This window comes from Bifidobacterium sp. ESL0763 (assembly GCF_029433395.1).
Classification (GTDB): Bacteria; Actinomycetota; Actinomycetes; order Actinomycetales; family Bifidobacteriaceae; genus Bifidobacterium.
In genome coordinates this window covers 288,909-303,782 of the sequence record NZ_JAQTHW010000002.1, presented here as the reverse complement: position 1 = coordinate 303,782, position 14,874 = coordinate 288,909, and the positions used below count along the sequence as shown (strand labels likewise).

Below are 14,874 nucleotides of genomic sequence, written 5' to 3'. Positions count from 1 at the left end.
GATTCAGGATTTGCCGACACTTCGACATCCACGGAACCTTCGGAGGCCGCGGAATCCTCGAACGATTCAGAGGAACCGGATGCGCCGAATGGCCCGAGTACCACAAACGCCTCCGACGATTCGGTCTCATCGGCGTCACCGGAACCTTCGCAACCGACCATGAATGGCGACTCCCCGAGCAATCCCGACCATGTCGAGGCGTCGTCCGACTCAGCCGTTTCGGACGATGCCAACACCGCGGCCGTCGGCGACGACACCACCGATTCCGTCACCGACGATGAACCCGGCACCAGCGACAAATCGGACATCTCCGAATCCGACTCCGCCGCCCCGAAGCCGCAGACGCCACATCAGCCAAAGTACCTGCGCAGCGGACTGAGCGTGGACGGCACTCTGCGCTTCTCCCCCGCCCCGCGCACCAGCCCGACCTTCGACGGCCGGCCCCGTCGCATCCGCGGCGTCATCGCCATCGACGGCTACGTGGCGGGCGACGGCCAGATCACCCTGGACGCCGCACCGTTCCTGATCGCCAACACGGCGCGACGCGGGCGGCAGGAGAGTCGGTGAGGCGCGCCGAAAGTAGCGCAACCCCGATACCATGGCAGGTATCATTCGCCGATTCGAGCCAGGCTCGAAAAAGGAGCAAGATGGACAAGCAGCAGCAAGACGCGTTGAAGAAGGCGGCCGGCATCGAGGGTGCCAAATTCATCGAGGACGGCATGATCGCCGGGCTCGGCACCGGCTCCACCGTGCGGTTCCTGGTCGATGAGCTCGGCCGCCGCACCCAGGAGGAGGGCCTGAAGTTCACGGGCGTGACCACCTCGCGCCGCACCGCCGAGCAGGCCAGGGGCTACGGCATCGAGATCGTCGACATCGACGACGTGGACCACATCGACCTGGCCATCGACGGCGCCGATGAGGTGGACAAGGACTTCAACGGCATCAAGGGCGGCGGCGCGGCCCTGCTCTGGGAGAAGATCGTCAACGAGAACTCCGACTACAACATCTGGATTGTCGACGAGTCGAAGGTGGTCGACACCATCGGCGCCTTCCCGCTACCCGTCGAGGTGATCCCCTACGGCGCCGGCCACGTCATCAAGAGATTCGAGGCCAAGGGCTACCAGCCGGTGCTGCGCCTCGACGCCGAGGGCAACGACGTGCGCACCGACGAGAACAACTACATCGTCGACCTGCACCTGGGGCGCATCGACCACCCGCAGGAACTGGCCGAGGACCTCATCAACACCGTGGGCGTGGTGGAGCACGGCCTCTTCCTCGACCGCGTCAACAAGGTGATCGTGGGCAATCCCAACGGCCCGCGCGTGCTAACCGTCTCCGGGAAGTGAGGCGCGGGCCCGTCGGATAGGGGCCCATAATACGCAAGATGCGATGGGCGCGACGTCAGGAAACTCCCGGCGTCGCGCCCATCGCATTTTGATATCCAACGCGAATATCTACATCAAAGCGGTCACTTCAGCGCCTCGACGGCCTGGCGCGCGGCCTCGTAATCGGGCTCGTCGTGGATCTCGGGCACCTGCTGCGCATAGGCCACGTTGCCCTCGGCGTCGATGACGACGACCGCACGGGAGAGCAATCCGCGCATGCCGCCGTCGGCGATGGTCACACCGTAATCCTGGCCGAACGAGGAACGGAACGCAGAGCCGGTCACGACGTTCTCGATGCCCTCGGCGCCGCAGAACCGCGCCTGCGCGAACGGCAGGTCCATCGACACGCAGACCACGCTGACGCCGTCGAGTTCCTCGGCCATCTTGTTGAACTTGCGCACCGACATCGAGCAGGTGGCCGTGTCGAGCGAAGGGAAGATGTTGAGGATGACCTTGCGGCCGGCGAAGCGTTCGAGGCCGAAGTCGTTGAGATCGCCATCGGCGATGGAGAATGCCGGGGCCTTGGAGCCGACGGACGGGAGATTGCCTACGGTGCGAGTGGGCGCACCACCCAGATTGATCTGTGCCATGACACCATGGTGTCACAAAACGGGGCGGAACACCATGGCTTTGCGCTCAGTGACAAACGGCTGCACCAATGCCCGCGCCTCGCCACTCCGCGCCGGACGGATATGACAAAGGCCCGGAACCTTGCGATTCCGGGCCTTAAAGCATGTAAGAACTACTTGCGCTGATGACGAGTCTTACGCAGCAGTTTGCGGTGCTTCTTCTTGCTCATCCGCTTGCGGCGCTTCTTGATGACAGAACCCATCTGAAGCCTCCATTCCTTGACTGTAAGTGTGCAACTTGCCCAATGATACACTGCCAAGCCGACTTAAAACGCCATCGGCCCGCGTGGCGGCGATATCGGTCTCAGAGCGGGAACTTCTGGTAGAAGCGCTGCACCGAATCCTTGGGGCCGGTGGCCTGGAAGACCACGCTGTCGTTGCGCCAGAGCGCCGTGGCGGTCTTGCCTTTCTTGCCGGTGGCTTTCACCACGTAGTCGCCCGTGGCGTTGCCGGCCACCTTCACGGCTCCCCCGGCCACGTCCTCGCCCTTGAGCGCCTTGGCGAGCGCGTCGTACTGGCTCTTCGCGCCGTCGCCGCTGGGCCACTGCGCCACCTTGAGGCTGACGTTCTTGGTGTCGTCGCCGGTGGAGTAGGTCAGGGTATATTCCTCGAGCGGCGAGGACGAGGTCCAGTCCGCGCTGGGGGCGGCCTCGATGCGGGCGAAGTTGAGCACGCTGTCGGGCATGGCCTTGAGCAGGGCGGTCGCGTCCTGCGGCAGATCCTTGGACTTGATGCTGGGGGTGGTGGGCTGCGACTTGGCGGCCTGGGTCTGCTGGGCGTGCGAGCCGTTGCGGTCGATCGCCCAACCGGGCCAGACGAACGCGGAGAGCAGAGCCAGGGCGATCACGACCGCGGCGGCGACGATGACCGCGATCAGCTTGCCGTGGGAGGAGGATTTTTCAACGTTGGACATGGGTCCGATTATTTCACAGCGGGCTGACGCTTGGCGTGTATGACACGGCGGATGACACGACGCACGCACTAACTCGAGAATCAAAAACAAAACCCCGAGATTGCAACGTTCTTGTTGTTGATTCTCGAGTTAGTGCGTGCGTGGATGGCGAGTGGAAACGGGTTTGTCAGCCAACGTCGGTAGCGTCGGCCTCATGGCTAGAAAATCGACACAGTATGTCTGCTCGGAATGCGGCTGGAACGGCGTGAAATGGTACGGCCGCTGCCCCGAGTGCGGGCAATGGGGCACCGTCGAGGAATTCCATGAGGCCCGCCCCGCCGCTTCGTCGCGCACCGCCGCGCCCGGGCGGACCTCGCGCACGCAGGCCCGCGACGCGGTGATCGCCGGAAGCGCCGCCGCCAAGCCGATCACGCAGGTCTCCACCGAGAACGTCACCCGCGTGCCCACCGGCTTCGAGGAGTTCGACCGGGTGCTCGGCGGCGGCATCGTGCCGGGCTCGGTGGTGTTGGTCGCCGGCGAACCGGGCATCGGCAAGTCGACGCTGCTGCTGGAGACGGCGGGCAACGTGGCGCGCCTCGACGCCGGGAAATCGGTCCTCTATATTTCCGGCGAGGAATCGCAGGCCCAGGTGCGCATGCGCGCCTCGCGCATCAACGCGCTTGAGGACAACCTGCTGCTTTCGGCCACCACCGACCTGGCCACGGTGCTCGGCCTGATCGAGCAGGAGAAGCCGAGCCTCGCCATCGTGGATTCGGCGCAGACCATCGTCTCGCAGGACGTCGATGGCATCTCCGGCGGCTCCACGCAGGTGCGCGAGGTGGCCAGCGCCCTGATCGACACCGCCAAGACCCTCGACATCCCGGTGATGCTGGTCGGCCACGTCACCAAGGACGGCTCCATCGCCGGCCCACGCACGCTCGAGCACCTGGTCGACGTGGTCTGCCAGTTCGAGGGCGATTCGCAGACCGCGCTGCGCATGCTGCACGCCGCCAAGAACCGTTTCGGACCGACCGACGAGGTGGGTTGCTTCGACATGAGCGGCGAGGGCATCGAAGAGGTCACCGACCCTTCCGGCCTGTTCCTCTCCACCGAGGACGCGCCCGTGGAGGGCACTTGTGTCACCTTCACGCTCGACGGCCACCGCAGCCTGCCGATCGAGGTGCAGGCGCTGGTCACCAAATCCGTCTTGCCGACCCCGCGCCGCAACACCAACGGCATCGACGCGAACCGCCTGGCCATGCTTTCGGCGGTTTTGTACCGCCATGGGCGTGTGAACCTTCTGGCCAACGATCTCTACGTCTCGACCATCGCCGGAGGCCTTGCCAAGGAACCGGCCTGCGACCTCGCCATCGTCGCCGCACTGGCGAGCGCCTCCACCAGCAAGCCCATCGATCGCACCACCTGCGCGATGGGCGAGATCTCGCTCACCGGCCAGGTGCGCCCCGTCCCCCAGCTGAGCCACCGCCTCAACGAGGCCGCGCGCCTGGGCTTCACCCGCGCCGTGGTGCCCACCCATCGCGGCAAGCGCCGCCTCAAGGCCGTCAAGGGCCTGGAGATCGTGGAGGTCTCGTCCCTGCGCGACGCCCTCGAGGCGCTAGGAACAAAAAATCGGCACTAACAAGACGACACACATTTGCTCGAATGTAGCACATATGCTACATTCTTAGATATGCGACAGCTTTCCTTCAACATTTATCAATCAGAAAATGGCAACTGTCCATTCGACGATTGGTACCAAACGCTGCCCGCCAAAGATGCCGCAAAACTGGACGCCATCATCGACCGCATCGAAGTATATGGCATTCCAACATCTCTGAAAATGCAATGGGTCAAAAGACTGGATGCTGACATTTGGGAGATACGATCGAAATTCTCCAGTAACATCCAGCGTGCCTGCTATTTCCAAATACGCAACAACGAGTATCTCATAACACACGGGTTTACGAAGAAAACCCAGAAAACACCAAAATCCGAAATAGCCAAAGCCCATCGGATTCAAGATCTTTATCAGAATGAGAACAAGAGGAAACATCATGCCTAGTTACAGTTTCGACACGCATCTCGCAAAAGTTCGCAAGAATCGGAAAATGGCGAAAGCCATCGACGACGAAACGCAGCGCCTCGATGCCGCCGTCGCGCTTATGCAAGCCCGAGAAAGCGCAGGTCTCACCCAAGAGGACCTCGCAGAAGAATCAGGCGTATCCAGAACCACTATCAACCGTATAGAAAAGGGTCGGATAAGCCCTTCGTTCCGCACTCTCGGCACTCTTGCCGAAGCAATGGGCAAAAGACTGACAATCGGATTCAGCAATTAGCAACCTCTATGCACCACCGCACTACCATCAGACAGACAAGGAAAAGGAACCACATGAGCATTGCCATCGAGGATATGAGCGAGTACGCGCAGCACGTCGTGAAGACGCTGGACCTTGAGGCGCATCCCGAGGGCGGCTGGTACCGCCAGACCTGGCTGAGCCGCAAGGCCGTCGAGGCCGGCCAGGATGCCGCCGGAGACGAGACTTCCGAGTCAACCGACGCGGCCTCGGGCAAGCGTCCGCTGGCCTCGCTGATCTATTTCCTGCTGCCAGAGGGCGACGCGAGCGCCTGGCACAAGGTGGACGCCGACGAGATCTGGCTCTGGCACGGGCCGGCCACCGTCGGCCTCGAGCTCGGCGGCTACGGCGACGCGCCTGAGGCCGACAAGTCAAAGCGCACGCTCATCACGCTGGGCCAGGGCATCGCCGGCATCGATCCGGCGCAGACCGGTCTCGACTCGCAGCAAGCCGGTCAGCCGTCCGACGCTTCGATCGAGCTTGCCGAACCGGTCGCTCAGTACGCTATCCCCGAAGGCTGCTGGCAGCGCACCATCCCCGGCCACGGCGACGCGCTGGTCTCCTGCGTGGTGAGCCCCGGCTTCACCTTCGACGGTTTCACGCTCGAATAAACCGAAACGGAAACAGGAAAACAACACAACGGCGCTGCCTGGCCGGGAACCTTCAACCGGTCAGGCAGCGCCGTTTTCAGATTCCAGATCATTCAGCGAGGAATGACCAGATTCACCGGCATCAAGATTCAAGCGCCTAGGTTATAGACCAAAAAGAGTTGGCTACGACTGAGGTTTAGCATATAACCCACGATTCATCATTGTCCAAATGGCGACACATTGTCTGAATCCCGACACATTTATCGGCGAACACCCTATACTGTTATTTGTATAACAATTGTCGCAGCGCCGGGACTTCCTTACCGAAACGAACCGTGCCGTGGCATGGAGAATCCAAGAGACCGAAGAGAGAACCATGAATCGCAGAACCACGCGCGTAACAATCGCCCTGCTGGCCGCCATGGCCATGGCCGTCTCGCCCCAGCTCGCCAGCGCGGTGGAGCCAGAAGCGCAGACCCCCCCCCGCCAATAACATCGCATCCGGGCAGGTAGCCAAGAACCCAACGGACGCCTCCGAAGACGAAGGCGCAAACCATTCAAGCGAGGCGGACCATCACGACGAAGCAGGGCAGGCGAACAATCCGCAGACAGATGGCACCACGACACAACCGGATGAGCTCCAGAGCCCTACCACCAAAGTTCAGTCGATCAATCCGGCTATCGATTCGAGCGAAGACGCATCGAGTGCGCAGCCACAAAACACATGCTACAGTAGCGGCAAGCAAGCGTGGGGCAGCAACGCCTACTGGCAGCTCAACAGTGATTGCACGCTGCACTTCGGCACCACAGATACCAACAACGGCATGGGCGAGTTGGGAAGAAGAGAGGACGTAACCCACGACGGTTGGTGGTATAACAGCACGGAAATCGTATTCGATTCCGAGGTCAAAGCCCCTGAAGACGCATCATGGTTGTTGAGTAATATGCCAGACGTCGCCGACATTGATGGACTCGGCAACCTCGACACCAGTAGGACCGTTGACATGCAACACATGTTTGACCATATCCCGGAAGTTACGAACATAAACCTCGGAGACAAATTCGACACCAGCAACGTCACCAACATGGAATGCATGTTCAAGAACGATCCGCATCTGCAGAGCCTGAACCTTGGTAGCAAATTCGACACCAGCAACGTCACCAACATGGGATACATGTTCTACAACGAACAGTGGCTGCCGAGCCTAAGCCTCGGCGACAAATTCGACACCAGCAACGTCACCAACATGGGATACATGTTCTACAACGACCTTGAATTGACCAGCCTGAATCTCGGCGACAAATTCAATACCAGCAATGTCACCGACATGACCTGGCTCTTTGGAGAAAATCAACGTTTAAGTAGCTTAAACCTAGGGGACAAATTCGACACCAGCAACGCCATCAGCTTGCATGGCGTGTTTGACGGTGATCACAACCTGACGAGCCTGAACCTCGGCGACAAATTCGACACCAACAACGCCACCGACATGGGCAGTATATTCGGCGGCGACCGCAGCCTGACGAGCCTGAACCTCGGAGACAAATTCGACACCAGCAAAGCCACTAGAACGGACGGCATGTTCAGCGATGATCGCAGCCTGACGAGCCTGGACCTCGGCGACAAATTCGATACCAGCAACGTCACCGACATGGGGAATATGTTTGCAGAAGACCAAAAACTGACCAATCTGAATCTCGGTGACAAATTCGACACCAGCAACGTCACCAACATGTACGAAATGTTCGAGAACGATAAGAGTCTGACAGTTCTGGACCTTGGCCCGAAATTCGACACTACCAAGGTCACCGATATGTTCGATATGCTCAGTGACGATAAGGCGTTGACGCTGATACGGCTGACACCAAACACCACATTCTCGCGTGACGCCCACCTTTATAACCGACTTTGGACGAACGAAGACGCCTCCTGGACGGGTTATGTCTATTACGGCTTCGGCCATCCGTCACGCCGTATGTGGTACGGGATGAACGGATGCCTGTTCAACGGCAACGGAGCGACACAGGGCACGCCGCCGGCACCGTTCACCGTCACCGGTGGCTCCCAGGACTTCACGGTGCCGGGCCAGGGCTCACTGGCACGTCCTGGCTATCGGTTCCAGGGTTGGGCGAACTCCGCAACGGCCACCACGCCCGATTACCGCGAGGGAGACACACTCACCTATGGCGGAGGGCTGAAGATCCTCTTCGCGGTGTGGAAGTCCAATCCCGTGGCCGCCCCGACCATCGACGCCACTATCACCGCACCCCACTCCACCAATGGCGACCCGGCTTCCGGAAACGTCACCCTGACGGGAACGGCCGCCGGAGCCGCCGCGGGCGACAAGATCCAGACATACGTGTTGCCCGCGGATTCGTCGGCCGACCCGACCACCGGGGCGGGCGTCGCCGTCGACCCGTCGGCGGGCAGGGCGCTCACCTGGACCGCCGGATTGCCCGTCTCCGCCTTCGATGCGGACACCAATGGCGCGGGTGCGAAATACACGTTCTACGCACGCGTGCACACCAGCGATGGACGCGACTCGCCGTTTGCCAAGTTGGAGAACCAGACCATCGACATGATCGCGCCCGCGCCCGGCGACCTGGCTTTCGCAACGGGCCACGTGACCGGCAAGGCCATGTCCGCGAAGAATGGCCTAGCGGGAGTTACTCCGCAAATCGAAAAGGACGACACCATAACCGTCACCTGGCTCGACTCGGATGGCAACACGGTCGCCGGCGTCGCGGCAAGCACCGTGACCAGCGGCAACGACGGCACCTTCACCGTCGCCTGGCCCTCCGACCGCAGGGCCGTCAAGGCAAGCGTCCAGGCCAAGGACGCCGCAGGCAACACCAGCGCCCTCACCGCCCTTGACCTCAACCGGTCAGAGGAATCGGGTGGAGAGTCCGGTGGCGAATCCGGTGGGCATACGACAACCCCCGGCAATGAAGGGCCGTCCTCAGCATCCGACGGAGGCCAGGAATCCGCCAGCGGCGATCGTTCCGGCACCGATGGCAACCTGTCGGCCACAGGCTCCACGACCGCAGGCGCGATGTTCACCGCAGCAATCCTGGCCACACTGGGACTGGGACTCGTTGCCATCCGTGCGCGCCGCAATCGCAGCCATACAACAGCCCGGTAACCGGCCGCAGACCGCTAACCGGTCGAACGACAGGTTATTCGGATGACGAGCACAAGAGGGTTCCCACACCACCGTGCGGGGACCCTTTTAGTATTAAGGCTCCCTCCTCCCAGGACGGTACCAGCTCCCGTTTTTCACTGCTCTGTTTTGTGCGATGCAACACATTTTGATACCATTGATTTGAATATAGTAATAATTAGTCAAGCGTGCAATGATGTGCGTATCAAACCGGACATCACATCAAAGCATAAGAGGAGAAACAGATGGGACACCATACCCATACCATCACGGGCGCCGCAGTCGCGCTACTGGCCGCAGCCGCCACCATCATGGCCCCGCAGATGGCCGGAGCCGCCACACCCACCACCGCACCGTCGCCGGCCGAAACCGCAACGACGACGAACATCAAACAGGGAACGACTTCCACGACCGCCAATCCGACGACAGCCAAGCCAAATCTCCCCCAGACCGAAGCACGTCCCGCGATTGGCACGCAGAGCACCTGCAATGATAGCGACAAGCAGGCCTGGGGCGACAACGCTTACTGGCAGGTCGACGCCGAATGCACGCTCCACTTCGGTACCACCGACCCTTCCCAAGGCACCGGTACGCTACTGGGCGGGCTAGATGAAGCTACCAGCAACTACGCACCCTGGCAGGACTATTTCAATGATATCCTTAGCGTGGTGTCAGACGACAAGGTCTACGCCCCGCAGAACTCGTCGTATCTGATAGCCTTTCTGGACAGCCTAACCGATATCAGCGGCCTTGATAAGCTCGACACCAGCAAAACCACCAACATGAGCTGGATGTTCGCACAAAGTTTCGATTCTCAACCCGACGGAAGGAAAAGAAGTGTGCGCGTTCCAGACAACTTCGATACCAGCAACGTCACCGACATGCACGATTTCTTCAATAACAACAGCAATCTGATAAGTATTGATTTGGGAGCCAACTTCGACACCAGCAAAGTCACCAACATGGATCAGATGTTCTTTTATTGCGACCCATTGCAACGTATTGATCTGGGCCCCAAGTTCGATACCCGCAACGTCACCGGCATGGACGAGATATTTTACAACAGCATCTCGCTTAACGAGATACGACTTACTCCTAATACTCATTTCCCGGCTTATGCACGTCCTTCTGGTGGCACCTGGGTCAACGAAGATGGCTCATGGTCCGGTGAACCGGAAGACGAATTCGGCAATCCTTCAAGAAGAATGTGGTATGGCCGGTTGGCGGTCTCATTCCACGGCGGCGACAATGCGACAGGTGAGGCTCCCGCGCCGCTGATGATTCCCGACAGCTCGTCAGAGGATCTCACCATGCCCGGCGCGGGAACGCTGAAGCGGGCTGGCTACCGGTTCCTCGGCTGGTCGACGGACGCCTCGGCCACAGCACCTGATTACACCGAAGGCAGCACACTCGCCTATGACGGTTGGGGCGTGAGCGATATGAAGAAGTTCCATGCGGTGTGGGAGCGGATTCCCACGCCGGCCATCGGCGACACGACCGTTCCGAAGTCGCTCGGCGGCACGCCCGTGGCGGCGGACGGAACGGTAAGCGTGACCGGCACTCTGGGCACGGACACGAACATGGACGGCACCTCGGTGAGGCTGCTGCCCGCCGGCAGCACCAGTGACGTGGAAGACGCCGGCGTGGCGGCCAGAAGCGTGACCGCCGACACCGGTGCGAACACCTGGACGGCCACGTTCAAGGTCTCCGACCTCACCGGGCTCACGGCAGACACCACGGGCACCGGAGTGGACTATGTGGTCCGTGCCAAGGCGTTTGACGGCACCGACGGCTCCGACTACGTCTTCAAGACCTTGCATGCCGACATGGTCGCACCTGCGACGGCGGATCTTACGTCCACCGCTCCGGTTGACCAGGCCAAGGGCACGGTGAGCGGCAAAACGATGTCCGCCAAGGACGGGCTAACCGGCGTGACCCCACAAGCCGAAGAGGGCGTGACGATCACCCTCAGCTGGCTCGACGCGCAAGGCAATCCCCTGACCACACCCGATGCGCTGAGCCGCGACGGCACGCCCCTGGAGACGACAACGACCAGCGGTGCCGACGGCACGTTCACCGCCGAATGGCCCGAAAGCGTCGCCCCGGGCGACCAAGTGAGCGTGAGCGTAAAGGACGCGACAGGCAACACGAGCGCACCCTTCACACTCGGCCTCAAAGAAGCCACACCCGGCCACACATCCAACGGCGGCGCGAACAACAATGGCGACGGAAACGCCAACGGACAACTGTCGGCCACGGGTTCCGCAACCGTGAGCACGATGCTCGCCGCGACGATTCTGGTCACACTCGGATTGGGACTCGGCCTCATCCGTACACGCCACAACCACACGATGAGCCGATAGCCAGTCACCCATCAGTCCGACAGACCGACCGTCTGGCATGATTGCAACCGCCTAGCACTAGGAACGGTTACTTGGCAAGAACGGTTCCCTGGCAGATACCACAAGAGGGGCTTCCGCACCACCATGCGGAAGCCCCTCTTAGTCATTCGCTTTCAGACCGCCACCTACGCCTCTGTGCGCCGAATCATCATCAACGCCGTCACCGAACCGTCAACGCAACGGTCACTGCGATCATTGCGCGCCGGTGATGGCCAACGTCTGGTCGGCGTAGTCCTTGAGCGCCACCTTCAGCTCGTCGGTGCCGGCGAACTTGACCTGGCCGCGCAGGAACCTGGTGAACTCCACGCGAACCTTGTGGCCATAGAGCTCCAGCCAGTCGTCGGTAACGCAATAGGGCTCGATCACCCGCTCGGCGATGCCGGTCTCGTCGCTATAGGTCGGCTTGGTGCCAATGGAGATGGCGGCTGGCCAACGCCACGGCGACCCCTTGGCCATGCGAGCCCGATCATCCGGCGCGGCCGAAACCGCGGTATCGTCGCCGTTGCGGACGCCGCTGCCGGTCCCTTCGCCGTCCTTGCCGTCGTCTGCCGGCCCCAAATCGACCAGCCAGCCGGCATAGACGCCGTCGACGGGCACGTAGCCCTCGACCTTCTGCGCCAGGTTCGCGGTGGGAAATCCGATCTCACGGCCGCGCTGCTCGCCGTGCACCACGACGCCTTCGACGGCATGGTCGTGGCCCAGAACGGCCGCCGCGTCGCGCACGCGCCCCTGCGAGAGCAGGTAGCGCACGTTCGACGAGCTCCACACCCGCACCTTGCGGCACTGGTTGGCCTTGCTCCACGCGCGCCGCTCGGCCTTGCTCATCCCCTCGGTCGGGTCCTTTGGCTCACCGATGCCCTCCGGCATCCTCGGCTCGATATGCGAGGGGATCCAGGTGTCGCCCGGCCCGAGGTCGTCGACCACGTCGAGCTCGAAGACCCGCGTGGCGTCGGCGAGCGCCGAGATCGCCTTGATGTCACCGGCCCGGCCCGCGCCCAGGGCCGCATCCTTGCCGAGCACGAGCGTACGCATGCCGAGCTTGCCGACCATTTGGCCCAGGAAGAAGCGGAACGATTTGGCCGCGAACGCCATCGTGTAGCGCACCACCAGCACCTGGTCGACGCCCATCGCCTCCATGATCCGCAGCCGCTGTTCCACCGAGCTCAGCGCCTCGGTGTCGGCCGCGCCGTCCGGCAGGTCCATGCCGTCGTGTTCGTTGGCGTAGCGGTGGGCCAGCGCGGGGCGAGGGGAAAGGACCATGGCCACGGCGAGCGAGCCGGTCTTGCGGGCCAGCTCGACCACCCGTGCGATCACGGCCTGGTGGCCCCGGTGCATGCCGTCGAACACGCCGATGGTCAGCACCGTCCGCTTGTGGGCGCTCAGGGTGGGCCAGGCCACCAATCCGTTCTCATCGGGGGTCAACGTGGTGATCTTCATCAAAGTCCTTTGTCTTGTCTTGCCGATATCAATCCTACCAGCCAAGGCTCGCCCGGCGGAAGACCCCTTTCCGTGAGACTCGATACAGGATGCGGAGCTTCGGAGCGCGGCTCAGGAACAATCAAGGGCGCGCGGGAAACACCACGAGGGACTTGAGTTCGCTGGCATTGGCGGCCTGGACGATGCCGACCACCTCGCCGGAATCCGGGATATAGGCCACCGCGGGTCCCGGCTGGGCCAGAGTCATCCGCAGCCTGCGGCCGAAGCGCAAATCCGCGGCGTCGGCCGGTGTGATGGCGATGGTCGGCATCGTGCGCCGCGCGGCCTCGAGCATCGTCAGCGAGCGGCGTTCCAGCTGCGCGGCATCGACGTCGAGCACGGCCTTGCCGAGCGTCACCTCCACGCCCTCGCGGTTGGTGAAGGTGTGCGGCTCCGTATGCGCGGTGACCACCCGTCCGGCCAGCGCCGGGTCGGCGAGGTCGAAACGGCCGACTCGTGTGCGGCGCAGCCTGGTCAGGTAGCCCCCGACGCCGAGCAGGTCGCCCAGGTCGCGTCCGAGCGAGCGGATATAGGTGCCGGTCGAGCAGCCGATGCGCACGTCCAGGTCGACCACTTGGGTGGTTTCGGCGTGAGGTCCGTTCCCTGTTTTGGCATCACCGGTCGCAGCGACCGTATCGGCGGCGGCGGTCTCGCCGTTCACTGCCCAGGCCTCCGTCTCACCGTCCTCATGCGCGCAGTCGGCCGCCGTGTTGGCATGGTCGCGCATCCCTCCGGACATATCGTGCAAGTCGTCAACGCACACGTTGCGGGCGGCGAGCACGCTGAATTCACTGATGGTGACCGGCCGGGCCTTGAGCCTGACCTCCCTGCCCTGACGCGCCAGCTCGTAGGCATGGCGGCCGTTGACGCGGACCGCCGAATAGGCGCTGGGCACCTGCTCGATGTCGCCAGTCAAGTGTGCGGCGATGGTGCGTTCGATGCCCCGAAGCGTCAGCCCACGGGTGACGCCTTCAGCCCTAGGGGGTTCAGGGGTTTCGTCATGCTCTGAGGTCTCAGCGCTATTGGTGCCTTCGATGGACTCCGAACCGTCATCGGTGCCAGTTTCGACGTCATCGATATGCTTGGAGTCTCCAAGCTCCCCGGAACCTTCGCCCTGTTCGGCATCATCCGCCAACCGCACCGGGGCAACCGTGCGGATCTCGCCTTCGGAGTCGTCGGTGGTGCTGGTCTGGCCGAGCCTGATGGTGGCCTCGTAGGTCTTGGTGTGGTCGACGATGTAGTTGAGCAGCCGGGTGCCGTGGCCGAAACCGATGACCAGCGCGCCCGAGGCCTGCGGGTCGAGCGTGCCGGCGTGGCCGACGCGGCGCATATGCAGCGCCCCGCGCACGGCCGCCACCACGTCGTGGCTGGTCACGCCGAGCGGCTTGTCGACGAGCAGCAGGCCTGAAGGCTCGGGCCCCTTACTCCTCGAAGCCACCGTCGTCCTCGAAGTCGGCGGCGGTCTTCTTCCTGCGGGACTCGACGTACGGGTCCTCGCCGCCGGCATACCGTGCGGTCTCGCGAGTCTTGGCGAGTTCCTCGTCGCGCTTGTGCGCCACGGTGAGGATGTCCTCGATCTCGTGGGCCTCGCTGGGCACCTCATCGTAGACGAACCGCAGCTGCGGGGTCAGACGCAGGCCGGCCTTCGAGCCGACCAGTGAACGCAGCTTGCCCGTGGCCTGCTTCAGCGCCTGCTCGGCGCGCTTGCGCTCGCCCTGCGCCTTGCCCTCCTGGCCGAGCTGGGTCCAGAAGACGCGCGCGATCTGCAAATCGCCGGTGACGCGGACGTCGGTGATAGTGACCCCGGTGAGGCGCTTGTCGTGCAATGTGCGCTCCATCGACGAGGCGATGACGCGCTGGATCAGGGCCGCGATGCGCGCGGCGCGTGGATTGATTCCTGCCATAACGTTTCCTTGAAAATAGCCTTTTCGTAATAAGGATACCGATGTATCCCATGGTAATGAGCCCGTGGTTTCCGTCCAAAA

Annotated in this window: 13 protein-coding genes; 7 read left to right on the top strand and 6 right to left on the bottom strand. The window is 62.4% G+C overall.

Features of this window, described 5'->3' with window-relative positions:
- The first annotated feature begins 647 nt into the window (after positions 1-647).
- Entirely contained in the window at positions 648-1,346 is a 699-nt protein-coding gene (gene rpiA / locus PT282_RS02160; protein WP_277167944.1) for a ribose-5-phosphate isomerase RpiA, read from the top strand.
- 122 nt (positions 1,347-1,468) lie between these two features.
- On the opposite strand, the gene tpx is transcribed toward rpiA, so the two are convergent.
- The 3 genes from tpx to PT282_RS02145 all read right to left on the bottom strand — a co-directional run bounded on the left by tpx (position 1,469) and on the right by PT282_RS02145 (position 2,927).
- Positions 1,469-1,975, bottom strand: coding sequence for a thiol peroxidase (tpx, locus tag PT282_RS02155; RefSeq protein ID WP_277167943.1), 507 nt, complete (start codon positions 1,973-1,975; stop codon positions 1,469-1,471).
- 152 nt (positions 1,976-2,127) lie between these two features.
- Positions 2,128-2,217, bottom strand: coding sequence for a 30S ribosomal protein bS22 (locus PT282_RS02150; RefSeq protein ID WP_004268639.1), 90 nt, complete (start codon positions 2,215-2,217; stop codon positions 2,128-2,130).
- A 101-nt stretch (positions 2,218-2,318) separates the two neighbouring features.
- Positions 2,319-2,927 (bottom strand): hypothetical protein, encoded by a 609-nt coding sequence (locus tag PT282_RS02145; RefSeq protein ID WP_277167942.1) that lies wholly within the window; start codon positions 2,925-2,927, stop codon positions 2,319-2,321.
- A gap of 193 nt (positions 2,928-3,120) precedes the next feature.
- Here PT282_RS02145 and radA point away from each other — a divergent pair, with 193 nt between their 5' ends.
- The 6 genes from radA (at position 3,121) to PT282_RS02115 (ending at position 11,374) form a co-directional block, all read left to right on the top strand.
- Positions 3,121-4,545, top strand: a complete 1,425-nt coding sequence (gene radA, locus PT282_RS02140) for a DNA repair protein RadA (RefSeq protein ID WP_277167941.1) — start codon at positions 3,121-3,123, stop codon at positions 4,543-4,545.
- A 51-nt stretch (positions 4,546-4,596) separates the two neighbouring features.
- Complete coding sequence (locus PT282_RS02135) at positions 4,597-4,968, top strand: type II toxin-antitoxin system RelE/ParE family toxin (RefSeq protein ID WP_277167940.1); 372 nt, start codon at positions 4,597-4,599, stop codon at positions 4,966-4,968.
- The gene (locus PT282_RS02130; protein ID WP_277167939.1) at positions 4,961-5,242 is read left to right on the top strand and encodes a helix-turn-helix transcriptional regulator; all 282 of its coding nucleotides are present in this window, start codon (positions 4,961-4,963) and stop codon (positions 5,240-5,242) included. Before PT282_RS02135 ends, PT282_RS02130 begins: the two co-directional genes overlap by 8 nt.
- 53 nt (positions 5,243-5,295) lie before the next feature.
- Positions 5,296-5,871 (top strand): cupin domain-containing protein, encoded by a 576-nt coding sequence (locus PT282_RS02125; protein WP_277167938.1) that lies wholly within the window; start codon positions 5,296-5,298, stop codon positions 5,869-5,871.
- Between the two features lie 803 nt (positions 5,872-6,674).
- Complete coding sequence (locus tag PT282_RS02120) at positions 6,675-8,993, top strand: BspA family leucine-rich repeat surface protein (protein ID WP_277167937.1); 2,319 nt, start codon at positions 6,675-6,677, stop codon at positions 8,991-8,993.
- Between the two features lie 263 nt (positions 8,994-9,256).
- Positions 9,257-11,374, top strand: coding sequence for a BspA family leucine-rich repeat surface protein (locus PT282_RS02115; protein ID WP_277167936.1), 2,118 nt, complete (start codon positions 9,257-9,259; stop codon positions 11,372-11,374).
- Positions 11,375-11,605: 231 nt separating this feature from the next.
- Here PT282_RS02115 and PT282_RS02110 read toward each other — a convergent pair whose 3' ends face one another.
- From PT282_RS02110 to rbfA, 3 genes are all read right to left on the bottom strand, one after another.
- Positions 11,606-12,850, bottom strand: a complete 1,245-nt coding sequence (locus tag PT282_RS02110) for a riboflavin kinase (RefSeq protein WP_277167935.1) — start codon at positions 12,848-12,850, stop codon at positions 11,606-11,608.
- Between the two features lie 121 nt (positions 12,851-12,971).
- Positions 12,972-14,327, bottom strand: a complete 1,356-nt coding sequence (locus PT282_RS02105; RefSeq protein WP_277167934.1) for a tRNA pseudouridine(55) synthase TruB — start codon at positions 14,325-14,327, stop codon at positions 12,972-12,974.
- The gene (rbfA, locus tag PT282_RS02100) at positions 14,311-14,793 is read right to left on the bottom strand and encodes a 30S ribosome-binding factor RbfA (protein WP_277167933.1); all 483 of its coding nucleotides are present in this window, start codon (positions 14,791-14,793) and stop codon (positions 14,311-14,313) included. Before rbfA ends, PT282_RS02105 begins: the two co-directional genes overlap by 17 nt.
- Positions 14,794-14,874 lie beyond the last annotated feature (81 nt).